The sequence below is a fragment of the Kitasatospora sp. NPDC033851 genome (genome assembly GCF_055576085.1).
Genome location: NZ_JBVIRL010000002.1, coordinates 483,365 through 503,034 on the forward strand (window position 1 = coordinate 483,365; position 19,670 = coordinate 503,034).

Genomic DNA, 19,670 nt, shown 5'->3' on the forward strand with positions numbered 1-19,670 from the left:
GCCACCCGGGGCTCCGAAAGAGGCAGCCATCAGCGAGTTCGGGCCCGCGCACGCGGCCCTCGCCGACACCTACGTGGGCGAGGACCCGGTGCTGACCTACGCCCGGGCGCAGTCCGCGCGAACCGGCATCCGCGCGATCGGGCCGAGCGGCGGGGCGTGCCTGCGGCTGCTGGCCGCCGCGCTGGACGCCAAGGCGGTGGCCGAGATCGGCACTGGCACCGGGGTCTCCGGGGTCTACCTGCTGCGCGGGATGCGACCGGACGGCGTGCTCACCACCGTCGACTCGGAACCGGTGCGCCAGCAGCTGGCCCGTGAGGCCTACCAGGCGGCCGGCTTCGCGGCCAACCGCTCCCGGTTCATACCGGGCCGGGCCCTGGATGTCCTGCCCAGGCTCGCCGACGGCCAGTACGACCTGGTGTTCTGCGACGGCGATCCGGCCGAGTCCCGCGAGTACCTGCTGGAGTCGCTGCGGCTGCTGCGGCCGGGCGGGATGGTCTGCTTCGAAGGGGTGTTCCAGGAGGGCCGGCTGGCAGAGCCGGAGCAACAGGACCCGCAGACCGGCGCCGTACGGGACCTGGTCCGGGACGTCCGGGAGAGCGAGGCCCTGCTGCCCGCGCTGCTGCCGGTCTCGGACGGGCTGCTCTGCGCCGTCAAACGCTAGGGCCGTGCGCCGGGGCCGTGCCGGGGGCGTCTTCGGACTGCCGTCCTCGGACTCCCCGCTAACGGACTCCCGGCTACGGGCTCCCGGCCGCGGGCCGACGCCGGGCCCGGCCGGAAAACGCGCGGACCCGGGCCGACATGACGTCGTACCCGGGCCCGGCAGTGCATCTCCAGGAGATGGCGAGCACCCGCTGCGGTCAGCCGCAGGCCTTCTTCAGGGCCTCGCCGAGGGCGTCGGCCTCGTCAGGCGTGAGCTCCACCACAAGGCGTCCGCCGCCTTCGAGCGGAACGCGCATGATGATGCCCCGCCCCTCTTTGGTGACTTCGAGCGGGCCGTCACCCGTCCGCGGCTTCATGGCCGCCATGCTCGTTCCCCTTCCTGCAACCGCTCAGCTACGCACCGGCAGTCCGTCCACCGCCGGTATCGAACGCATTGATCGGAAGCCATTATCCCGCATGCCACGGGCTGATGACCAACATCACTCTCGGTGCAACCTCGGCCGGACCGCCCCCAACCGCCGCAATTCACGTCATAAGCCCCGGCGTGGCGGCAGTGCGGGCGCCACCGGAAGGTGCGATACCTCACACTCCCCAGGCGGCCGCGTGCTCCGGCATCCTGGCACACGACACCGACACCACGACGATCATCCAGGGAGCCCTCCCCCATGTCCGATTCCGTGCTGTACGAGCTGGACGGCGGCCTGGCCGTCATCACCATCAACCGCCCCGAGGCGATGAACGCCCTCGACGTCGCCACCAAGGTCGCGCTGCGCGACACCGTGGTCGCCGCGGCCGAGGACCCGGCGGTGCGGGCCGTACTGCTGACCGGAGCGGGCGAGCGCGCGTTCTGCGTCGGGCAGGACCTCAACGAGCACCTGACGCTGCTGAAGCGGGCCGAGGAGACCGGTGAGGGCGCGCTGCGCACCGTCGCCGAGCACTACAACCCGCTGACCCGGGCGCTGGCCGGGATGCGCAAGCCGACCGTGGCCGCGGTCGGCGGGGTGGCCGCCGGCGCGGGCGCCTCGCTCGCCTTCGCCTGCGACTTCCGGATCATGTCCGACCGGGCCGGCTTCAACACCGCCTTCGCCGGGATCGGCCTGACCGCCGACTCGGGCGCGTCCTGGACGCTGCCCCGCCTGGTCGGGCACGCCAAGGCCACCGAGCTGCTGATGCTGCCCCGGACGGTGAAGGCCGCCGAGGCGATGGAGCTGGGCCTGGCCACCAAGGTGGTGCCGGCCGAGGAACTCGCCGCCACCGCACGGGTCTTCGCCCGCGAGCTGGCCGAGGGCCCGACGGTCGCGTACGGCGCCATCAAGGAGTCGCTGGCGTACGGCGCTTCGCACTCGCTGTCCGAACTCCTCGACAAGGAGGACGAGCTGCAGACGCTGGCCGGCGAGAGCGAGGACCACCGGATCGCGGTGCGCGCCTTCATCTCCAAGGAGAAGCCGAAGTACGTGGGCCGCTAGGGCCTCGGCTCAGCCCTTCGCCCCGGTGCGGACGTGGCAGTCCGCCAGGTGGTCGTCCACCAGGCCGCAGGCCTGCATCAGGGCGTAGGCGGTGGTCGGGCCGACGAAGCGGAAGCCCGCCTTCTTCAGCGCCTTCGCCAGCGCCGTCGACTCGGGCGTGACGGCCGGCACCTCGCCCATCCGGCGGGGGGCCGGCCGGGCCGGGTCCGGGGCGAACCCCCAGATCAACGAGTCGAGACCGCCCTCCAGGTCGCGGGCGACCCGCGCGTTGGCGATCGCCGCGTCGATCTTGGCCCCGTTGCGGATGATGCCCGTGTCGGCGAGCAGCCGCTCCCGGTCGGCCTCGCCGAACTCGGCGACCCTGGCGATCTCGAAGCCGGCGAAGGCGGCCCGGAAGCCCTCGCGGCGGCGCAGGATGGTCAGCCAGGACAGGCCGGACTGGAAGGCCTCCAGGCAGACCCGCTCGAACAGGGCGTCGTCGCCGTGCACCGGACGGCCCCACTCGGTGTCGTGGTAGACCCGGTAGTCGTCGGTGGAGTCCCCCCAGGCGCAGCGGCGCAGCCCGTCCGCGCCGAGCACCGCGCCGTCGACCGGCTCGGTCACTGGTCCTGCACCGGCTTCGCGTCCTCGGGGGCGTGGGCCGGCTCCGCGGCCGACGGCTTGGTGAGGGCGACGGCCGGCTCGACGACCGTGGCGAACTGCTCCAGGCCGGGCAGCGGTTCGGCCGCCGGGTCGGGGCCGTGGGTCGCCTCGACCGCGCCCCGCAGATGGGCGGCGGCCTCCAGCTCGGCGATCCGCGCGTCGCGGTAGGCGAGTTCGGCGCCGAGTCGGTCCAGGACGTCGTCCACCTCGTCCATCCGGTAGCCGCGCAGCGCCATCGGCAGGCGCAGCTCGTCCACGTCCGCCTTGCCCAGCGGCCGGTCCTGCGGGAGCCGTGCGGAGATGCGGTCAGGTACCGCCTCCGGCATCGAGCCGCCCCCGCCGAGCGCCACCAGGGCGGCGCCGCCGACCACCACGGCCATGGCGACCACGATCACCCAGAACACGAGCTGTCCTCCCGAACTCCCGGTCGGCCTTCGTCGAGGTGCCAGGGAACCAGACTGATCATGACAGCATGGTCCCTTAGTGAGGCCGGGGGCCATCATCGCACCCGCAGGAGCTCAGGAGGAGACATCGGTGGCACTGCGCCTGGGACCGCGGGAATTCGGTGACGACGAACTGGTGATCATGGCGATCGTCAACCGGACGCCGGACTCGTTCTTCGACAAGGGTGCGACCTTCGCCGACGAGGCCGCGTTCGCCGCCGCAGACCGCGCGATGGCCGAGGGCGCGGCGATCCTGGACATCGGCGGGGTCAAGGCCGGGCCGGGCGACGAGGTCACGGTCGAGGAGGAGCTGCGGCGCACCGTGCCCTTCGTGGCCGAGCTGCGCAAGCGCCACCCCGACGCGGTGATCAGCGTGGACACCTGGCGGCACGAGGTCGGCGAGGCGGTCTGCGAGGTGGGCGCGGACCTGCTGAACGACGCCTGGGGCGGAGTGGACCCGAAACTCGCCGAGGTGGCCGCCCGCCACGACGTCGGGCTGGTCTGCACCCACGCGGGCGGCGCCGAGCCGCGCACCCGTCCGCACCGGACCGGCTACGAGGACGTGATGGCGGACATCCTGCGGGTGACCGTGGGGCTGGCCGAGCGCGCGGTGGAGCTGGGCGTGCGGCGGGACGCGGTGATCATCGACCCGGGCCACGACTTCGGCAAGAACACCCGGCACTCGCTGGAGGCCACCCGGCGGCTGCCCGAGATGACCGTGACCGGCTTCCCGGTGCTGGTCTCGCTCTCCAACAAGGACTTCGTCGGCGAGACCCTGGACCGGCCGGTGAACGAGCGGCTGCTGGGCACCCTGGCGACCACGGCGGTCTCGGCCTGGCTGGGCGCGCGGATCTACCGCGTGCACCAGGTCGCGGAGACCCGCCAGGTGCTGGACATGGTCGCCTCGATCCGGGGCACCCGCCCCCCGGCGGTCGCCCGCCGGGGGCTGGCCTAGGCCTCCTTGCCGGCGCCCGGCTCGCCTCCGGGACGCTCGGAACCCGGTGCCCCTTCGGCTCGCTCGCGCTAGATCTCGTTGGCGGGCCGACGGGCGTCGGCGAGGATCTTCATGACCTCGTCGACCTCGTCGGTGATGTGGAACAGCTCCAGGTCGTGCGGGGCCGCCTTGCCCTGCGCGACCAGGGTGTTCTTCAGCCACTCGAAGAGGCCGCCCCAGTACGCGGTGCCGTAGAGGATCACCGGGAAGCGGGTGACCTTCTTCGTCTGCACCAGGGTGAGCGCCTCGAACAGCTCGTCCAGGGTGCCGAGGCCGCCGGGCAGGACCACGAAGCCCTGCGCGTACTTCACGAACATCGTCTTGCGGACGAAGAAGTAACGGAAGTTCAGCCCGAGGTCGACGAACTCGTTGAGGCCCTGCTCGAAGGGCAGCTCGATGCCGAGCCCGACGCTGAGGCCGCCGGCCTCGGAGGCGCCGCGGTTGGCGGCCTCCATCGCGCCCGGGCCGCCGCCGGTGATCACCGCGTAGCCGGCCTCGGCGAGGGCCCGGCCGATGGCCATGCCGGCCTCGTACTCGGGCGAGTCGGCCGGGGTCCGGGCGGAGCCGAAGACGCTGATCGCGGGCGGGAGTTCGGCGAGGGCGCCGAAGCCCTCGACGAACTCGGAGGTGATCCGCAGCACCCGCCACGGGTCGGTGTGCAGCCAGTCGGTGGGGCCGGTGGTGTCCAGCAGGCGCTGGTCCGTGGTGCTCGTACCGACCTGGTCCCGGCGCACCAGCACCGGGCCCTTCTGCTTCTCGGGCCAGGCCTTCTTCTTCCGAGGCACGCCGACCTGCTCGGGGCCGTGCCCGTACTGCTTTTCGTCTCCTGTGCCTGTCATGACGAAACCCTACGCCCGCCTTCCCCCGTTTTCAGGCAACGGGGGAAGGTCGGTTGGGCAACCGGAAGGTAGCGTTCGACCGCTGATCGGATCAGCTGCCCGGCGCCGAGGCTCTGCCGGTGAGCGGGGCGCTCAGCTGGTCAGCCAGGCCCGCAGCCGCTCCTCGGTCTCCGCGATGGCGCTCAGCGAGCAGTGCTCCTCCCGCTTGTGCGCGAGGTTCGGGTCGCCGGGGCCGTAGTTGACCGCCGGGACGCCCAGCGCGCTGAACCGGGCGACGTCCGTCCAGCCGAACTTGGCCCGGGCCTGGCCGCCGGTGGCCGCCAGGAAGGCCTGCGCGGCCGGCTGGGAGAGGCCGGGCAGGGCCCCCGGGGCGAAGTCGGTGACGGTCAGCTCGAAGCCGTCGAAGACCTCGCGCACGTGCTTCTCCGCCTCCGCCTCGCTGCGGTCCGGCGCGTAGCGGAAGTTGACCGTGACGACACACTCGTCCGGGATCACGTTGCCGGCCACACCGCCGTCGATCCGGACCGCGTTCAGGCCCTCGCGGTACTCCAGGCCGTCGATCTCCACCCGGCGCGGCCGGTACTGCGCGAGCCGGGTGAGCACCTCGGCGGCGTGGTGGATGGCGTTGTCGCCGAGCCAGCTGCGGGCCGCGTGGGCGCGCACACCGGTCAGCCGGACCTGCGCCCGCAGGGTGCCCTGGCAGCCGCCCTCGACCATGGCGCCGCTGGGCTCCATCAGCACCGCGAAGTCGGCGGCCAGCCAGTCCGGGCGCTCCTTGGCGAGGTGGCCGAGGCCGTTGCGGTGGGCCTCCACCTCCTCGCAGTCGTAGAACACGAAGGTGAGGTCGCGGTTGGGCTCGGGCAGGGTGGCGGCGAGCCGCAGCTGGACGGCCACGCCGGACTTCATGTCCGAGGTGCCGCAGCCGTAGAGCAGGTCGCCCTCGACGTACGACGGCAGGTTGTCGGCGATCGGCACGGTGTCCAGGTGGCCGGCCAGGAGGACCCGCTCGGCACGGCCCAGGTTCGTCCGGGCGACCACGTTGTTGCCGTACCGGTCCACGGTGAGGTGCGGGTAGCCGCGCAGGGCGGCCTCCACGGCGTCGGCGAGCGCCTGCTCGTCGCCGCTCACCGAGGGGAAGTCGACGAGCCTGGCGGTCAGCGCGCCGCCGTCGAGAGTGAGGTCCAGGGGCGTCGGGTTCGGGCTGCTCATGGCGCCAGCCTAGTCCGCGCCGGATGTGCCCTCCGTGGTCGTTCCGTGACACGATTCGGGCCCCCGCCCCGAGCCGAAGGGGCGCGCCGGAGCCGAAAGGGAGTAGCGAGGAGGCCTGAGGAACGAGGGCCTTGGAGCGCCGACCGTCGGCTCCGGATCCCGAGCGCCCGGAGGCGAGCGGGCGAGTCCCCGCCCCGAGCCGAAGGGCGCGCCGGAGCCGAAAGGGAGTAGCGAGGAGGCCCGAGGAACGAGGGCCTTGGAGCGCCGACCGTCGGCTCCGGATCCCGAGCGCCCGGAGGCGAGCGGGCGAGTAACGGCAACCGGGGGGCGCCGCACATCCGTCCGAGTGGGTACGGTGTCGGATCAAGAAGCAGGCGCGAGAGGGGCGACGGTGGCCAGGAGAAGGAGCAGCGAGGAGCTGGGCGACGAGACGGCGCCCGCCCGCCGCCGCGGGCCGCTGCGCGCGCTGCTGATGGTGATCGTCGGGCTGCTCGGTCTCGCGCTGGTCGCGGGTCTGGCCGTGGTCGGCATCTGGTGGTTCGGCTTCAAGCCGGGCGAGACCGAGGGCTGCACGGTGAAGACCGCGGCCGGCAACGGCACCCTGGAGCTGCCGCAGGCCGCCAACGCGGCGACGATCGCGGCGGTGGCGCGCTCGCGCGGGCTGCCGGACCGGGCCACCGCGATCTCGTTGGCGACCGCCATGCAGGAGTCCAAGCTGCGCAACCTCGAGGGCGGCGACCGGGACTCGATCGGCCTCTTCCAGCAGCGGCCGTCGATGGGCTGGGGCACCCCGGCGCAGATCGCGGACCCGGTGTACGCGACGAACAAGTTCCTGGACGGCCTGGTCAAGGTCCCCGGTTACACCCGGCTGCCGCTGACCGACGCCGCGCAGGCTGTGCAGAAGAGCGGGTATCCGCAGGCCTACGCCAAGCACGAGACCAAGGCGACCCTGCTCACCTCGGCGCTGGCGGGCCGGGAGCCCGCCTCGTTCTCCTGCATCGTGCACGACTACGCCGCTCCGGACCCGGCGGACTCCCCGTCCCCCACGGCGGGCGCCTCCGCCACCCCGGTCGCGGTGCCGGACCGGGCGCAGGTGCTGTCCGACCGGGTGCGCCGGGAGTTCGGCCGTACCGTCACGCCGGCCACCGGCTACGCCTCGACCATCAAGGGCGCCGAGAACGCGGTGGCGCTGACCCCGGACCCGGCCACCGCCGCGCTGACGTCCTCGTCGGACGCCGGCGCGGACGGCGGGGTGAGCGCCGAGCGGGCCAGCGGCTGGGAGGTGGCCCACTGGGCGGTCGCCCAGGCCCAGCAGCTGGGCATCGCGACGGTCGCCTACGACGGGAAGATCTGGCGCAAGTCCAAGTCGGGGGACGGCTGGCAGCCGCAGCCGTCGGGTACCTCGACCAAGCTCGTCCAGGTCACTCTGGCGCCGTCCGCCAAGGGCTGACGCACTCACGTTCGGGTTGCCGCCGGACGGGTGATTCCGGTCAACTTCGCTGGACCCGCCGCCCGTTCGGCGACCCCTGTTGGAGAACCGTCACTCCCCTTGGCCTGGACCGGTGCAGCGCTGTCGGGCGAGGCCCGGTGTGCGCCACTGCTGCAGTCTTACGATCCGATGGTCGGTCAGGAGCTTTTCTTGCACCGGCCGAAACCTTCTGGCTTCTCAAGCGGTAACAACGTCGTCCGCCCGGTCGTCCACGCCCGGTCCCAGGGGCGGACGGGACGGACCCAGACCCCTTCGAGGAGCCCCATGTCTCACCCCCTCACGCGCCGGATCGCTCAGGCCGCGCTCGTCGTGGCGGCCGGAGCGACCCCGCTGGTCGCGGCCGGCTCCGCGTCCGCCCTGGGCGGGGACGCCCTGCTGCCCAAGAGCGACCTCGCAGCGCCGCTGGGCCAGCTGACCAACACCGACACCGGTTCCACCCTCCAGCACACCACCCACCAGCTCGGCCAGGCCGCCGGCACCACCGGCGCGGCCACCGTCGCCGCCGGCGTACCGGCCTCCGCCGACGCCGCCGGCAGCATCGTCGCCCACCAGCTCCCCGAGGCGAACGAGAAGGCCGGCTCGCTGACCGCGCCGGTCGACCAGACCGCCGCCACCACCGGCCAGCTCTCCGCCGTCACCCCGAAGGTCGCCTCGGCGCTGGCCGGCAAGCTCGGCGAGGCCGTCACCGGCAAGGGCATGGGCACCCGCAGCGCCAACGCGGACGCCGGCCCGGTCGGCGGGCTCGCCCAGGCGGGCGCCATCGCCCAGGCCCTGCCGGGCGCCGACAAGCTCTCCGGTGCCGTCCCCGGCACCAACGCCGTCACCGACGCCCTGCCGCTGGGCTCGGTGGAGCGCGCGCTGCCGCTCGGCTCGGTCGAGCACGCCCTGCCGGCCGACCTGCCCGGCACCGACGTCCTGGGCCTGGCCGAGCACGGTTCGGCCAACCGCCTCGGCGGCGCCGACCTCGGCCCGAACAACCCGCTGTCCGGCCTGACCGGCTCGCTCGGCCCGGTCGGCGGGCTGCTGAACGGCGTGAACGGCGGCAACATCAGCGGCCTGCCGCTGTAGTCCGCGTGCCGCAGTCGGCATGACGAAGGGGCCGGTGTTCCGCTCGGAACACCGGCCCCTTCGGCGTGCGGCAGGCGCCTCGCCCAGCGCGCCTCGCTCAGCGCACTGTTCTCAGCACGCCGCGTTCAGCACGCCGCGTTCAGCACGCCGCGTTCAGCCGCTCCACGGCCGCGGCGACCCGCTCGTCGGTCGCGGTGAACGCGACCCGGACGAAGCGCTCGCCGGCCGGACCGTAGAAGTCGCCGGGCGCCACCAGGATGCCCAGCCCGGCCAGTTCGGCCACGGTCTCCCAGCACGGGCGGTCCTGGGTCGCCCACAGGTAGAGGCTCGCCTCGGAGTACTCGATCCGGAAGCCGTACGCCTCCAGCGCAGCGCGCAGCGCCGAGCGCCGGGCCGCGTACCGCTCCCGCTGCTCGGCCACGTGCGCGTCGTCCGCGAGCGCGGCGACGGTCGCGGCCTGGACCGGGGCGGGCACGATCATGCCGCCGTGCTTGCGCACCTCCAGCAGCTCCCTGACCACCACCGGGTCGCCCGCGACGAAGGAGGCGCGGTAGCCGGCCAGGTTGGAGCGCTTGGAGAGCGAGTGGACGGCCAGCATGCCCTCGTGGCCGCCGCCGCACACCTCCGGGTGCAGGACGGAGACCGGCTCGGCCTCCCAGCCCAGCTCGAAGTAGCACTCGTCGCTGACCAGCAGCGCCCGGTGCTCGCGGGCCCACTCGACGGCGCGGCGCAGTTCGTCCGCGCCCAGCACCCGGCCGGTCGGGTTGGACGGCGAGTTCACCCAGAGCAGCCGCACCCGGGAGCCGTCCAGCTCGTCCACCGAGTCGTACTCGACCGGCTCGGCGCCGCACAGCCGCGCGCCCACCTCGTACGTCGGGTAGGCCAGGCGCGGGTAGGCGACCTGGTCGCCGGGGCCGAGGCCGAGCTGGGTCGGCAGCCAGGCCACCAGTTCCTTGGAGCCGACGGTCGGCAGGACGGCCTGCGGGCCGATCTCGGCGCCGAGGCGGCGGTGCAGCCAGCCGGCGATCGCCTCGCGCAGCTCCAGCGGGCCCCAGACGGTCGGGTAGCCGGGCGTGTCGGTGTGCGCGGCCAGCGCCTTCTGGATCACCTCGGGAACCGGGTCCACCGGGGTGCCGACGGAGAAGTCGCAGAGGCCGCCCGGGTGGGCCAGGGCGGTCGCCTTGTACGGCTCCAGCTTGTCCCAGGGGAAGACCGGCAGGAGTTCCGAAACGCGGCGCGCCGCCCCCGGGTGGCCCGGGAACGGCGCGCGCGTGCTGTCGTTGTTCACAGCTTCGATGCCACCGATCGTCAGTGGTCGGCGTTCTGCGGCGGCAGAGCGGCGATGAACGGGTGGTCGCGCTCGATCAGGCCCAGCTTCGAGGCGCCACCGGGCGAGCCCAGGTCGTCGAAGAACTCGACGTTCGCCTTGTAGTAGTCCTTCCACTCCTCCGGAGTGTCGTCCTCGTAGAAAATCGCCTCGACCGGGCAGACCGGCTCGCATGCGCCACAGTCGACACACTCATCCGGGTGGATGTAGAGCGATCGCTCGCCCTCGTAGATGCAGTCAACCGGGCACTCTTCGATGCACGCCTTGTCCTTCACGTCGACACAAGGCTGCGCGATGACGTAAGTCACGCTGTCGTTCCTCCTCGGAAGGGCCTGGTGGCCCGTTCTGTTCTGCTCGCGTGCGCGGTGAGCGCGGCGTCGTCGATGCCCGCCCCTAGTATCGCGGGTCGGAGACCGCAAATGCACAGGAGGTGGCCACATGGCGACGGGCAACCCGGTTGACGACCGGCCAGAGGTCCGGATAGATCGCTCTGACGTGGGACGACGCGTGTCCGTCCGACGCCTCTCCGAGTTCGTGGACGACCGGCCGGTGTTCCGGGATTCGATCGGCGTGCTCACATCGTGGGACGACCATGGGTTGACGATCGAGCCGCGATCCGGGGATCCGGTCTTCTTGCCGGAGAAGCTGCTGGTCGCAGGCAAGGTCGTGCCGCCGTTTCCCGCCCGGCGCGCTCCGCTGCCGGTCACCTCGCCGGTCGAACTGCAGCGGATCGCGGGCCGCGGCTGGCCCGCCGTCGAGCAGGAGCCGCTGGGCGAGTGGACGCTGCGCGCCTCGGCCGGGTTCACCCGGCGGGCCAACTCCGTCCAGGCGCTCGGGGACCCGGGGCTGCCGCTGCCGGAGGCCCTGGCGACCGTCCGCGCCTGGTACGCGGACCGCGGGCTGCCCTCGTACGTCGAGGTGATCACCCCGGGGTCGCCGAAGGACCTGCGGGCGGAACTCGACCGGCTGGGCGCCGGGTACGCGCCCACCCTGGTCCGCACCGCCCCGCTCGCCGGGCTCGCCCGCGCGGGCGGCGGGCACGACCGGGTGCGGCTGTCACGGACGGCGGACGACGCGTGGCTGTCGCTGTACCGGCGGGTGGGCGAGGACCCGGCGGTCGAGGAGGCGGCGCGGCAGGTGCTGCACGGCGGACCGTCGCTCTGGTTCGCCACCGTGCCGGGGGCGCCCGGGCAGCCGCCGCTGGCGATCGGACGCTGCGTCATCGAGGGGCCCTGGGCCTGCTTCGGCGCGATCGAGGTGCAGCCGTACGCTCGGCGGGCCGGGCTGGCGACGGCGGTCATGGCGGTGCTCGCCTCGCGGGCGGCCGAGGAGGGCGCGAGCGGCGGATACCTGCAGGTCGAGGCGGAGAACGCGGGGGCGATCGCGCTCTATGACGGACTCGGCTTCACGACCAGTCACACTTACCACTACGCCCTTCTTCCCCAGGGGTAGCCGAACCGCCGTTCGTCCCGTTCGCGGCCTGCCCGCCGGTCGTTTTGCCCGCCACCCGTTTTGCCCGCCAGTCGCCTTGTCCGTCCGCCGTACGAAAGCCGTCGCCGTCACCGTGACCGAGCAGAGCAGAGACCGCTTCCGGACCGCCGCCCGCTCCGAGCAGCCCGACCCCGTGCTGCTCTGCCTGCTCGCCGCCGCCGAACACGGCCCGGCGCTCGACCCGGGCGATCCCGGCGAGCCGCCGGGCGTGGACGCCCTGCTCGCCGCCTGCGAAGCCGCGCTGGAACGGCACGCGGGCGCCGTCCGGCTGGCCGTCGCCGAGCGCGCGCCTGCCGGGCCGGAGGAGACCGCCGCCCTGCTCGCGGCCGTCCTCGCCGGGCGGGAGCGCTTCCACGGGCAGCAGGCGGACTACCGGCGGCTGGAGTCCTCGCTGCTGCCCGAGGTGTTGCGGCGGCGGCGGGGACTGCCGATCATGCTCTCGCTGGTGTGGATGGCGGTCGGGCGGCGGGCCGGGCTCACCGTCCACGGCATCGCGCTGCCGGGCCACTTCATCGTCGCCGTCGGCGGGCCGGCCGGCGGCGAGGAGTACATCCTGGCCGACCCGTTCCACGGCGGGCGGCTGCTCGACCCCTCGGACGTCGAGGACCTGGTCGCCGCCGCCGGGCACGAGTTCACGCCAGCCCTGCTCACCCCGGCCCAGCCGCTGGACATCGTGCTGCGCGTGCTCGGCAACATCCGGGCCTGGGCAGCCGACCGCCCCGAGCACGCCCGGACCCAGCTCTGGGCCACCGAGCTCGCCCTGCTGCTGCCCCGCCACCCCGCCCAGCTCCGGCTGGAGCGGGCCGAACTCCTCGTCCGCACCGGGGACTTCCTCGGCGGCTCGGCGGAGATGGACGCGTACGCGCAGATCCTGGACGCCTTCGACCCGGACGGGGCCGCCAAGGTCCGGCAGGAGGCGCGGGCGGCGCGGCACCGGCTCAACTGAGCCCTCCGCCGGTTACAGCCAGCCCTTCTCGCGGGCGATCCGGACCGCCTCGGTGCGGTTGCGGGCCTCGGTCTTCTGGATCGCCATCGACAGGTAGTTGCGGACCGTTCCCTCCGACAGGTGCAGCCGCTTGGCGATGTCCGCGTTCACCGCGCCGTCGGCGGCCGCACCCAGGACGTCCCGCTCGCGCGCGGTCAGCGGGTTGGCGCCCTCGGCCAGCGCGGCCGCCGCCAGCGCCGGGTCGATCACCCGCTCGCCGCGCAGCACCCGGCGGATCGCCTCGGCCAGTTCGGAGGCGGGCGCGTCCTTCACCAGGAACGCGTCGGCGCCCGACTCCATCGCCCGGCGCAGGTAGCCGGGGCGGCCGAAGGTCGTCGCGATGACCACCTTGGTGCGCGGTGCCCGCCTGCTCAGCTCGGCGGCCGCCTCGATGCCCGTCATGCCAGGCATCTCGATGTCCAGCACGGCGACCTGCACGTCGTTCGCCAGCACCGCCGCCACCACCTCGTCCCCGCGCCCGACCTGCGCGACGACGTCGATGTCCCCCTCCAGTCCGAGCAGCGCGGCCAGCGCCTCCCGGACCATCCCCTGATCCTCGGCGAGCAGCACGCGGATCGAGGCCCCGTTGTCAGTGTCGTTCATGGCCATGACCTTAGAGGGCGAGTCGAGCCGCCCGTGGGGGCAGAGCTGCGGGAGGTATTCCGGTGGTTCACCGCGTCCCCGTGGGACCACACTGTCCGGATGCCGACCCTGGAACTCCTCCGCCCCGACCACGCCGAGGCCCTGCTGGCCTTCGAACGCACCAACCGCGCCTACTTCGCCCGCACCGTCCCGGACCGCGGTGACGCCTACTTCGCCGAGTTCCCCGCCCGCCTCGCCGCGCTCCTTGATGAACAGGCCGAGGGCACCTGCCGGTTCCACGTCGTCCGGGACGCGGACGGGGACCTCGTCGGCCGCGTCAACCTGCTGGACCTCGTCGACGGCTCGGCCGAACTCGGCTACCGCATCGCCGAATCCGCCGCCGGCCGCGGCCTCGCCTCCGCCGTCGTCGCCGAGGTCTGCCGCCTCGCCGCCACCTCGTACGGCCTGACCGGCCTGACCGCCGCCACCACGGTCGACAATCCGGCCTCACAGGCCGTCCTCGCCCGCAACGGCTTCCGGTTCGTGGACGAGGTCCTGCTCGGCGACCGCCCCGGGCTCTCCTACCGCCGCAGCCTGGCCGACCTGAGCCCGCCGGAGTAGCCGGAGCGGGAAGTCGGCCCGGCCGACCTCCCGCTCCTTCCGGCTCCTGCTCCTGCAACGGCTGCGGGTGCAGGTGCAGGTGCGGTGCGGGTCAGAGCCAGCGCTGGGCGGCCTCAACGCTGTCGGCGCCGCTGGTGTTGAAGGCGATGGCGGCGTGCGGGGCATGGCGGCGGACGAGGTTGACGACGAGTTCGAAGAAGGGGAGGGCCGGTTCGGGCTTGCGGATGCCGCCGCCGATGACGACGACGTCCCATCCGTGCCCGTCGAGCGCGGCGACGATCGCGGGCTCGGCGGTCGCGTCGGGGGCGACCAGGGTCATCGCGGCGTCGATGCCGTGGTCGGCGAAGCGGGCGAGTTCGGCGTCGAGGACGGCCCGCAGGGCGTCGCCGTCCATGCCGGGGACGGTGTGCGGGTCGAAGCCGAGGATGAGGACAGAGGACATGCCCGACAGGACGATCAGCTCGGGTCGGAAGGTTCCCCGAGGAGGTAGCGGGCGGCGTCGGCGAGGGTGAGCTTGGGGTCGCTCCAGGAGCAGACCTCCAGCCAGGAGAGCCGGCCGTCCTCGGCGAAGAGGAGCACCTCGCCGTCGGAGCCGATGGCCGCCTCGGCCACCACCTCCGAGCGGGCGCCGTCCTCGACACCGGCGAAGAGGGCGGTGCTGCAACCGCATCGGCAGCGGGACTCGACGCGCAGGTGGGCGACTTGGGCGCGCAGGGGGTGGCCCTCGGGGAGGAGGACGTCGAGGGTACGGACGATGTCATCGGGAAGCTGGGTCATGAGCGGCGCAACCGTTCGGTGAGAGCGGACAGTTCTTCGATGCGGAGGAGACGGGCGAGGAGGAGGTAGACGACGGCGAGGACGGCGCCGGCGGCCGGCAGGCCGTAGCGGGTGGCCCACCAGGCGGCGGCCGCGGCCGGGAGGGCGGCGGCGAGCAGCTTGGCGTGCGCGCCCAGCACGCGCAGCGGGCCGAGACGCCTGCGCAGCAGCGGGTAGGCGGCCAGGACGGTGAGCAGGAAGGAGCCGCCGTAGCAGCCGGCCATCCCGGTGACGGCCCAGCGCAGCGGCAGCAGCCGGTAGCAGAGCAGGGCACCGAGCGCGGTCGCGGCGACGGGCAGCAGATTGAGCAGGAAGGGCGTGCGGCTGTCGCCGAGCGCGTAGAAGGTGCGGGTCAGCGCGTACGAGGCCGAGTAGAGGACCAGGCCGGGCGCGAAGGCGGTCAGCATGCCCGCGATGGCCTGGACGTCGGCGGAGCCGGTACGGCCGTGGCCGAAGGCGAGGGCGCACAGCTGCGGCGCGAGGACGGCGAGCGCGCAGGCCGCCGGGACGGTGACCGCCCCGATCGTGCGGACCGTACGGGCGAGCAGCCCGCGGACGACGCGCGGGGAGTCGGCCGCGGCGCTGAGCGAGGGGACGACGGCGGTCACCACGGACACCGTGACCACGCCGTGCGGCACGATCCACAGCAGGTACGCGCTGCTGTACGCCGTGTACCCGACGCCGGGCAGCCCGGCCGCGGCGGCCTGCGAGCCGACGAGCGTGGAGAGCCGGGTCACCACCCAGTAGCCGACCTGGTCGCCGAGCACCAGCAGCAGCGTCCATCCGGCAGCCCGCAGCGGCTCGCCGAGCCCGGCCTCGCGCCAGTCCCAGCGCGGCCGCAGCCGCACCCCGGCGGCCCGCAGACAGGGCAGCAGCAGCAGGCTCTGCGCGACCACGCCCGCCGTCGTACCGGCGCCCAGCACGGCCAAGTCGGCGCCGGAGAAGGACCGTTGTCCGACATAGGCGCCGAAGACCCCGATCACGACCAGGTTGTTGAGCACCGGCGCCCACGCCATCGGCGCGAACCGCTGCCGGGCGTTGAGGAGTTGGCCCAGCACCGTGAACAGGCCGTAGAAGAACACCTGCGGCAGACACAGGTACGCCAGCAGCACCGTGCGGTCCAACTGCGCGCCGCCGTACGAGGTGTACGCCCGCACCACGTACGGCGCGGCCGGCACCACCACCGCCGTCAGCACCACCAGCGCGGCCACCAGCACCGTCACCAGCCGGTTGACGTGCGCCGCGCCGCCGTCCGCCGACTCCTCGGCGGCACGCACCAGATGGGGCACCAGCGCGGTGTTCAGCGCGCCGCCGATCAGCAGCACGAACAGGATGTTGGGCACGGTGTTCGCCACGTTGTAGCCGTCCGCGAGGACCCCCGAGCCGAGGACGGCCACCAGGACCGCCGAGCGGACGAAGCCGGTGGCCCGGGACACCACCGTCCCCGCCGCCATCACCACGCTCGGCGGGACGGTGCGCCGCGGCTTGCGGTGCCGGGCGGACCGGACCGCAGGAAGCCCACGGGCCCGCACGGCCTCCTGGAGAACGGTCATCCGCCAGCCCCTCTCGCTCCGGGCACCGACCCGAACGGATCGGCGAAACGGCGAGAGCATGCGCCAAGTCCCCTGAAGCGAGGCTGAGAAAGCTGAAGAGCGCTTAAGGAACGGATCCGGCGCCGGTGGCATCCTGATCCGCATGGAGATTCTGGTGGTGGAGGACGACGCCCAGGTCGCCGCGGCCGTGCGCCGCGGCCTGGAGGCCGAGGGCTACACCGTCGACCTCGCCCCGGACGGCCTCACCGGCCTGCGACTGGCCCAGCGGCACCCCTACCGGGCGATCGTGCTCGACATCATGCTGCCCGGCCTGAACGGCTACAAGGTGTGCGAGGCGCTGCGCGCCGACGACGTGACCACCCCGATCCTGATGCTGACCGCCAAGGACGGCGAGTACGACGAGGCCGAGGGCCTGGACACCGGCGCCGACGACTACCTCACCAAGCCGTTCTCCTACCTGGTCTTCCTGGCCCGCCTGCGCGCCCTGATCCGCCGCAGCCAGACCCCCGGCCCGCTGCTGCGGGTCGGCGACCTGTGGCTGGACCCGGCGGGCCGCCGCTGCGGCCGGGGCAGCGCCGAGATCACCCTCACCGAGCGCGAGTTCGCCGTGCTGCGCTGCCTGGCCGAGCACCCCGGCGAGGTGCTGTCCAAGCGCCGGATCGTCGACGAGGTGTGGGACATCGCCTTCGACGGCGAGGAGTCCATCGTCGAGGTGTACGTCAGCATGCTGCGCCGCAAGGTGGACTCCCCGTTCGGCGTCCGCTCGATCACCACCGTGCGTGGCGCCGGCTACCGGCTGGAGGCCTGACCGTGCTCGGCCGTCTCTCGACCCGCCTGCGCACCTCACTGGCGGCCGGCCTGGCGGCGCTGCTGCTGCTCGGCGGCGGCGCCTGGTGGCTGCGCGGCCACATGTACGACGCCCAGCTGGAGGCCGCCCAGGCGGAGGCGAAGGCGCAGGCCCGGGAGATCAGCAGCGGCTACAAGTTCGGCCAACAGCTCGCGGACAGCGGGCAGTTGCCGTACGTGGTGCTGGACCGCGACGGCCAGGTGCTGATCAAGGGCGGCCCGCTGACCACCCAGCACCTGACCGGGCCGCCGCCGACCGTCGTACCGCGCCTGGCACCGGACGCGTGGCAGACCGTCCAGCGGATCACCATCGGCCCCGCGGGCTCGGCCGCCGCCAACCGCTACTCGGGGCGCACCTTCACCGCGATGGGCAGCTGGAGCCCGCTGCTGCGCAAGGACGGCGACCAGACGAAACCGATGGTCGGCCCGTTCACGGTGTACGTGCTGGCCACCCCGTTCGGCGCCGAGGCCTCGCTGCGCAGCATCGACCCGGTGCTCCGGGTCGGCGTGCCCGCCGCCGCACTGCTGGTCGCGCTGATGGTCTGGACGGCGACCAGCCGGGCGCTGCGCCCGGTGGACGCGATCCGCGCCGAGCTGGCCGAGATCGGCGAGCACCGGCTGGACCGCCGCGTCCCGGTGCCGCGCTCCGGGGACGAGATCAGCCGGATGGCCCGGACCACCAACGCCACACTGGACCGGCTGGAGCGCTCGGCCGCCCAGCAGCAGCGTTTCGTCGCGGACGCCTCGCACGAGCTGCGCAGCCCGATCGCGGCCCTGCGCACCAACCTCGAGGTCTCGCTGGCCCACCCCGAGCACACCGACTGGCCGGCCGCCACCCGGGAGGCACTCACCTCGGTCGAGCGCCTCCAACAGCTCACCGAGGACCTGCTGTTCCTGGCCCGGGGCACCCACCCGGCGACGGCCGGCCGGCTCACCACCGTCGACCTGTCCGCCGTGCTGCGCGAACTCGCCGACCAGTACCGCCCGGTCCTCGGCGCCCGGCTCGCCCTGCGGGTGGACGCGCCCGACCCGGTGCTGGTGCGCGGCAGCCGGATCCGGCTGCACCGGCTGGTGCGCAACCTGCTGGACAACGCCCAGCGGCACGCGGCCGGCGAGGTGGCGATGTCCGCGCGGCAGACCCCGCACCGCTGCGTCCTGGAGGTCCGGGACGACGGCCCGGGCGTGCCGCCGGAGGACCGCGAACGGATCTTCGAGCCGTTCACCCGGCTCGACGAGGCCCGCAGCCGGGACGCCGGCGGCAGCGGCCTGGGCCTGGCCATCGCCGCGGACGTCGCCACCCGGCACGGCGGCACCCTGCGCGTCGCCCACGCCCCGCGCGGCGCCCGCTTCGTACTGGAGCTGCCGCCTGCCTAGTTAGCCGGCCGTCGACGACCCGGCCGCGGCGGACACCGTCCGCAGCGGCACCGAGGCGCGCAGCCGGAAGCCCTTCCCGCGCTCCCCCGCCCCGGCCTCCAGCCGCCCGCCGACCAGTGCCAGCCGCTCCTCCAGCCCGGACAGCCCGTTCCCCGGCTGGGACTTGCCCGGCCCGTGACCGTCGTCGGCGATCTCCAGGACGGCGTAGCGCTCGCCGCTCGCCTCCCAGCTCTCGTCCCCCGTCACGGTGCAGACGGTGGCGCCCTCGCCGTGCCGGATGATGTTGGTGACGGCCTCGCGCAGCGCCCAGGCCAGCGCGCCCGCCTCCTCGTTGGCCAGCCCCGGCCAGCTGTCCACCAGCTCCGGCGCGGCCTCCAGCCGGACCTGGGCGGCGGCCAGCGCGGTACGGGCGGCGGCGAGTTCGACCGGCAGGGTCGGACGGCGGAAGCCGGTCACCGCCTCCCGGACGTCGATCAGCGACTGCCGGGCGACCTGCTCGATGTCGGCGACCTGTGCCCGCGCCGCCTCGTCCTTGCCGGCGTCCATGAACCGCCCGGCCAGCTCGCTCTTCAGGGTGATCAGCGAGAGCGAGTGCCCGAGCAGGTCGTGCAGGTCGCGGGCGAGCCGCAGCCGCTCCTCGGAGGCGGCCAGGTGCGCGACGGCGGCCCGGGCCTCGCGCAGCTCCTTCATGGTGGCGACCAGCCGCTGCAGGCCGGTCATCGCGACGCCGGAGAGGAACCCGCTGAGCGCGAAGGTGGCGATGTTGTCCGTACTCGCGTGGATGAGCAGGCCGACGGCGGCGATCAGCGCGGCCATGGCGGCCAGGGCGCGCAGCGCGTACCGCGCCGGTGTGATGACCGCGACGCACACCGAGGTGTAGATGAACAGGGTCAGGAAGGCTTCGCCGAGCACGACGGCGCACGCGATCGCGAGCACCACCATCACCGCGACGACCACCCGGCAGGCGCGCGGCCACATTCCCCCGGTCGAGCGGAAGATCACCAGCAGGACGTAGCCGGCCACAAAGAACGCCAGGCAGCTCCAGCCGAGCACCCGCGCGGCCGTGTCGTGCTCGCCGTTCACCAGCCGGCTCACCGGGTAGGCCAGGTAGACCATCCACAGCAGCATCCAGGCGACCTTGACCAGCAGCTGCCGCCGGCTCTCCACCGGGGAGCCGGGGACGTTCATGAACGACGCACGCGCCACACCCGCCTCCGGCCGCTCGTCGGGGCGGTGGGTCTGACGCGGGTCGCTCATGTCGATCA

General features: G+C 73.6%; 22 protein-coding genes. 10 read left to right on the forward strand and 12 right to left on the reverse strand.

The window, feature by feature from the left end:
* The first annotated feature begins 28 nt into the window (after positions 1 to 28).
* Positions 29 to 661: an O-methyltransferase gene (locus tag ACZ51D_RS05330; RefSeq protein WP_360500090.1), complete on the forward strand. Its 633-nt coding sequence runs from the start codon at positions 29 to 31 to the stop codon at positions 659 to 661.
* A gap of 196 nt (positions 662 to 857) precedes the next feature.
* Here the strand turns inward: ACZ51D_RS05330 and ACZ51D_RS05335 are convergent, their stop codons facing one another.
* Complete coding sequence (locus ACZ51D_RS05335) at positions 858 to 1,025, reverse strand: DUF3117 domain-containing protein (RefSeq protein ID WP_014137929.1); 168 nt, start codon at positions 1,023 to 1,025, stop codon at positions 858 to 860.
* A gap of 300 nt (positions 1,026 to 1,325) precedes the next feature.
* Here ACZ51D_RS05335 and ACZ51D_RS05340 point away from each other — a divergent pair, with 300 nt between their 5' ends.
* Positions 1,326 to 2,126 carry an enoyl-CoA hydratase-related protein gene (locus ACZ51D_RS05340; RefSeq protein WP_465617439.1) on the forward strand — a complete coding sequence of 267 codons (801 nt, stop codon included), beginning with the start codon at positions 1,326 to 1,328 and terminating at the stop codon, positions 2,124 to 2,126.
* 9 nt (positions 2,127 to 2,135) lie between these two features.
* Here ACZ51D_RS05340 and ACZ51D_RS05345 read toward each other — a convergent pair whose 3' ends face one another.
* Positions 2,136 to 2,729, reverse strand: coding sequence for a DNA-3-methyladenine glycosylase I (locus tag ACZ51D_RS05345; RefSeq protein ID WP_360499968.1), 594 nt, complete (start codon positions 2,727 to 2,729; stop codon positions 2,136 to 2,138).
* Positions 2,726 to 3,172 carry a DivIVA domain-containing protein gene (locus tag ACZ51D_RS05350; RefSeq protein WP_465661267.1) on the reverse strand — a complete coding sequence of 149 codons (447 nt, stop codon included), beginning with the start codon at positions 3,170 to 3,172 and terminating at the stop codon, positions 2,726 to 2,728. Before ACZ51D_RS05350 ends, ACZ51D_RS05345 begins: the two co-directional genes overlap by 4 nt.
* Before the next feature lie 181 nt (positions 3,173 to 3,353).
* Between ACZ51D_RS05350 and folP the strand changes: the two genes are divergently transcribed.
* The gene (gene folP, locus ACZ51D_RS05355) at positions 3,354 to 4,166 is read left to right on the forward strand and encodes a dihydropteroate synthase (protein ID WP_465661419.1); all 813 of its coding nucleotides are present in this window, start codon (positions 3,354 to 3,356) and stop codon (positions 4,164 to 4,166) included.
* Positions 4,167 to 4,234: 68 nt separating this feature from the next.
* Here the strand turns inward: folP and ACZ51D_RS05360 are convergent, their stop codons facing one another.
* Positions 4,235 to 5,044, reverse strand: a complete 810-nt coding sequence (locus tag ACZ51D_RS05360) for an LOG family protein (RefSeq protein WP_360499964.1) — start codon at positions 5,042 to 5,044, stop codon at positions 4,235 to 4,237.
* Positions 5,045 to 5,176: 132 nt separating this feature from the next.
* A complete protein-coding gene (gene dapE / locus ACZ51D_RS05365; RefSeq protein WP_465661269.1) occupies positions 5,177 to 6,253 on the reverse strand; it encodes a succinyl-diaminopimelate desuccinylase in 1,077 nt (358 codons plus the stop codon).
* A 472-nt stretch (positions 6,254 to 6,725) separates the two neighbouring features.
* Here dapE and ACZ51D_RS05370 point away from each other — a divergent pair, with 472 nt between their 5' ends.
* Both ACZ51D_RS05370 and ACZ51D_RS05375 read left to right on the forward strand, forming a co-directional pair.
* A complete protein-coding gene (locus tag ACZ51D_RS05370) occupies positions 6,726 to 7,703 on the forward strand; it encodes a VldE C-terminal domain-containing protein (RefSeq protein ID WP_465616905.1) in 978 nt (325 codons plus the stop codon).
* 303 nt (positions 7,704 to 8,006) lie between these two features.
* Complete coding sequence (locus ACZ51D_RS05375; RefSeq protein WP_465616879.1) at positions 8,007 to 8,810, forward strand: hypothetical protein; 804 nt, start codon at positions 8,007 to 8,009, stop codon at positions 8,808 to 8,810.
* A 139-nt stretch (positions 8,811 to 8,949) separates the two neighbouring features.
* Here ACZ51D_RS05375 and dapC read toward each other — a convergent pair whose 3' ends face one another.
* Positions 8,950 to 10,098, reverse strand: a complete 1,149-nt coding sequence (dapC, locus tag ACZ51D_RS05380) for a succinyldiaminopimelate transaminase (RefSeq protein WP_465661270.1) — start codon at positions 10,096 to 10,098, stop codon at positions 8,950 to 8,952.
* Between the two features lie 20 nt (positions 10,099 to 10,118).
* Complete coding sequence (fdxA, locus tag ACZ51D_RS05385; RefSeq protein ID WP_030061559.1) at positions 10,119 to 10,445, reverse strand: ferredoxin; 327 nt, start codon at positions 10,443 to 10,445, stop codon at positions 10,119 to 10,121.
* Between the two features lie 130 nt (positions 10,446 to 10,575).
* Between fdxA and ACZ51D_RS05390 the strand changes: the two genes are divergently transcribed.
* Positions 10,576 to 11,589, forward strand: coding sequence for a GNAT family N-acetyltransferase (locus tag ACZ51D_RS05390; RefSeq protein WP_465616875.1), 1,014 nt, complete (start codon positions 10,576 to 10,578; stop codon positions 11,587 to 11,589).
* 112 nt (positions 11,590 to 11,701) lie between these two features.
* Entirely contained in the window at positions 11,702 to 12,574 is an 873-nt protein-coding gene (locus ACZ51D_RS05395) for a transglutaminase family protein (protein WP_465661272.1), read from the forward strand.
* 12 nt (positions 12,575 to 12,586) lie between these two features.
* On the opposite strand, the gene ACZ51D_RS05400 is transcribed toward ACZ51D_RS05395, so the two are convergent.
* On the reverse strand, positions 12,587 to 13,216 hold the full coding sequence (locus ACZ51D_RS05400; RefSeq protein ID WP_465616871.1) for a response regulator: 630 nt from the start codon (positions 13,214 to 13,216) through the stop codon (positions 12,587 to 12,589).
* A gap of 99 nt (positions 13,217 to 13,315) precedes the next feature.
* On the opposite strand from ACZ51D_RS05400, the gene ACZ51D_RS05405 reads away from it, so the two are divergent.
* The gene (locus ACZ51D_RS05405) at positions 13,316 to 13,816 is read left to right on the forward strand and encodes a GNAT family N-acetyltransferase (RefSeq protein WP_465661273.1); all 501 of its coding nucleotides are present in this window, start codon (positions 13,316 to 13,318) and stop codon (positions 13,814 to 13,816) included.
* A gap of 91 nt (positions 13,817 to 13,907) precedes the next feature.
* Here the strand turns inward: ACZ51D_RS05405 and ACZ51D_RS05410 are convergent, their stop codons facing one another.
* The 3 genes from ACZ51D_RS05410 to murJ are packed head-to-tail and all read right to left on the reverse strand — an operon-like array spanning position 13,908 to position 16,185.
* Entirely contained in the window at positions 13,908 to 14,258 is a 351-nt protein-coding gene (locus tag ACZ51D_RS05410; RefSeq protein ID WP_360499946.1) for a hypothetical protein, read from the reverse strand.
* Positions 14,259 to 14,272: 14 nt separating this feature from the next.
* Positions 14,273 to 14,593: a hypothetical protein gene (locus ACZ51D_RS05415; RefSeq protein ID WP_465616867.1), complete on the reverse strand. Its 321-nt coding sequence runs from the start codon at positions 14,591 to 14,593 to the stop codon at positions 14,273 to 14,275.
* A complete protein-coding gene (murJ, locus tag ACZ51D_RS05420; protein WP_465661275.1) occupies positions 14,590 to 16,185 on the reverse strand; it encodes a murein biosynthesis integral membrane protein MurJ in 1,596 nt (531 codons plus the stop codon). Before murJ ends, ACZ51D_RS05415 begins: the two co-directional genes overlap by 4 nt.
* Before the next feature lie 142 nt (positions 16,186 to 16,327).
* Between murJ and ACZ51D_RS05425 the strand changes: the two genes are divergently transcribed.
* Together ACZ51D_RS05425 and ACZ51D_RS05430 are read left to right on the forward strand one after the other, a co-directional pair.
* The gene (locus tag ACZ51D_RS05425; RefSeq protein WP_465616863.1) at positions 16,328 to 16,993 is read left to right on the forward strand and encodes a response regulator transcription factor; all 666 of its coding nucleotides are present in this window, start codon (positions 16,328 to 16,330) and stop codon (positions 16,991 to 16,993) included.
* 2 nt (positions 16,994 to 16,995) lie between these two features.
* Positions 16,996 to 18,405 carry a sensor histidine kinase gene (locus tag ACZ51D_RS05430; protein WP_465616861.1) on the forward strand — a complete coding sequence of 470 codons (1,410 nt, stop codon included), beginning with the start codon at positions 16,996 to 16,998 and terminating at the stop codon, positions 18,403 to 18,405.
* On the opposite strand, the gene ACZ51D_RS05435 is transcribed toward ACZ51D_RS05430, so the two are convergent.
* Entirely contained in the window at positions 18,406 to 19,662 is a 1,257-nt protein-coding gene (locus tag ACZ51D_RS05435; protein WP_465616859.1) for a sensor histidine kinase, read from the reverse strand.
* Positions 19,663 to 19,670: the final 8 nt, after the last annotated feature.

What these genes read in the sequence shown, in the direction of transcription:
- ACZ51D_RS05370 (WP_465616905.1), top strand. Translation starts at nt 6,726, where the DNA reads ATGGTGATCGTCGGGCTGCTCGGTCTCGCGCTGGTCGCGGGTCTGGCC.
- ACZ51D_RS05360 (WP_360499964.1), bottom strand. Translation starts at nt 5,044, where the DNA reads ATGACAGGCACAGGAGACGAAAAGCAGTACGGGCACGGCCCCGAGCAG.
- ACZ51D_RS05405 (WP_465661273.1), top strand. Translation starts at nt 13,316, where the DNA reads ATGCCGACCCTGGAACTCCTCCGCCCCGACCACGCCGAGGCCCTGCTG.
- folP (WP_465661419.1), top strand. Translation starts at nt 3,354, where the DNA reads ATGGCGATCGTCAACCGGACGCCGGACTCGTTCTTCGACAAGGGTGCG.
- ACZ51D_RS05335 (WP_014137929.1), bottom strand. Translation starts at nt 1,025, where the DNA reads ATGGCGGCCATGAAGCCGCGGACGGGTGACGGCCCGCTCGAAGTCACC.
- ACZ51D_RS05375 (WP_465616879.1), top strand. Translation starts at nt 8,007, where the DNA reads ATGTCTCACCCCCTCACGCGCCGGATCGCTCAGGCCGCGCTCGTCGTG.
- ACZ51D_RS05410 (WP_360499946.1), bottom strand. Translation starts at nt 14,258, where the DNA reads ATGTCCTCTGTCCTCATCCTCGGCTTCGACCCGCACACCGTCCCCGGC.
- ACZ51D_RS05415 (WP_465616867.1), bottom strand. Translation starts at nt 14,593, where the DNA reads ATGACCCAGCTTCCCGATGACATCGTCCGTACCCTCGACGTCCTCCTC.
- dapE (WP_465661269.1), bottom strand. Translation starts at nt 6,253, where the DNA reads ATGAGCAGCCCGAACCCGACGCCCCTGGACCTCACTCTCGACGGCGGC.
- ACZ51D_RS05400 (WP_465616871.1), bottom strand. Translation starts at nt 13,216, where the DNA reads ATGAACGACACTGACAACGGGGCCTCGATCCGCGTGCTGCTCGCCGAG.
- ACZ51D_RS05425 (WP_465616863.1), top strand. Translation starts at nt 16,328, where the DNA reads ATGGAGATTCTGGTGGTGGAGGACGACGCCCAGGTCGCCGCGGCCGTG.
- murJ (WP_465661275.1), bottom strand. Translation starts at nt 16,185, where the DNA reads ATGACCGTTCTCCAGGAGGCCGTGCGGGCCCGTGGGCTTCCTGCGGTC.
- ACZ51D_RS05340 (WP_465617439.1), top strand. Translation starts at nt 1,326, where the DNA reads ATGTCCGATTCCGTGCTGTACGAGCTGGACGGCGGCCTGGCCGTCATC.
- ACZ51D_RS05435 (WP_465616859.1), bottom strand. Translation starts at nt 19,662, where the DNA reads ATGAGCGACCCGCGTCAGACCCACCGCCCCGACGAGCGGCCGGAGGCG.
- ACZ51D_RS05390 (WP_465616875.1), top strand. Translation starts at nt 10,576, where the DNA reads ATGGCGACGGGCAACCCGGTTGACGACCGGCCAGAGGTCCGGATAGAT.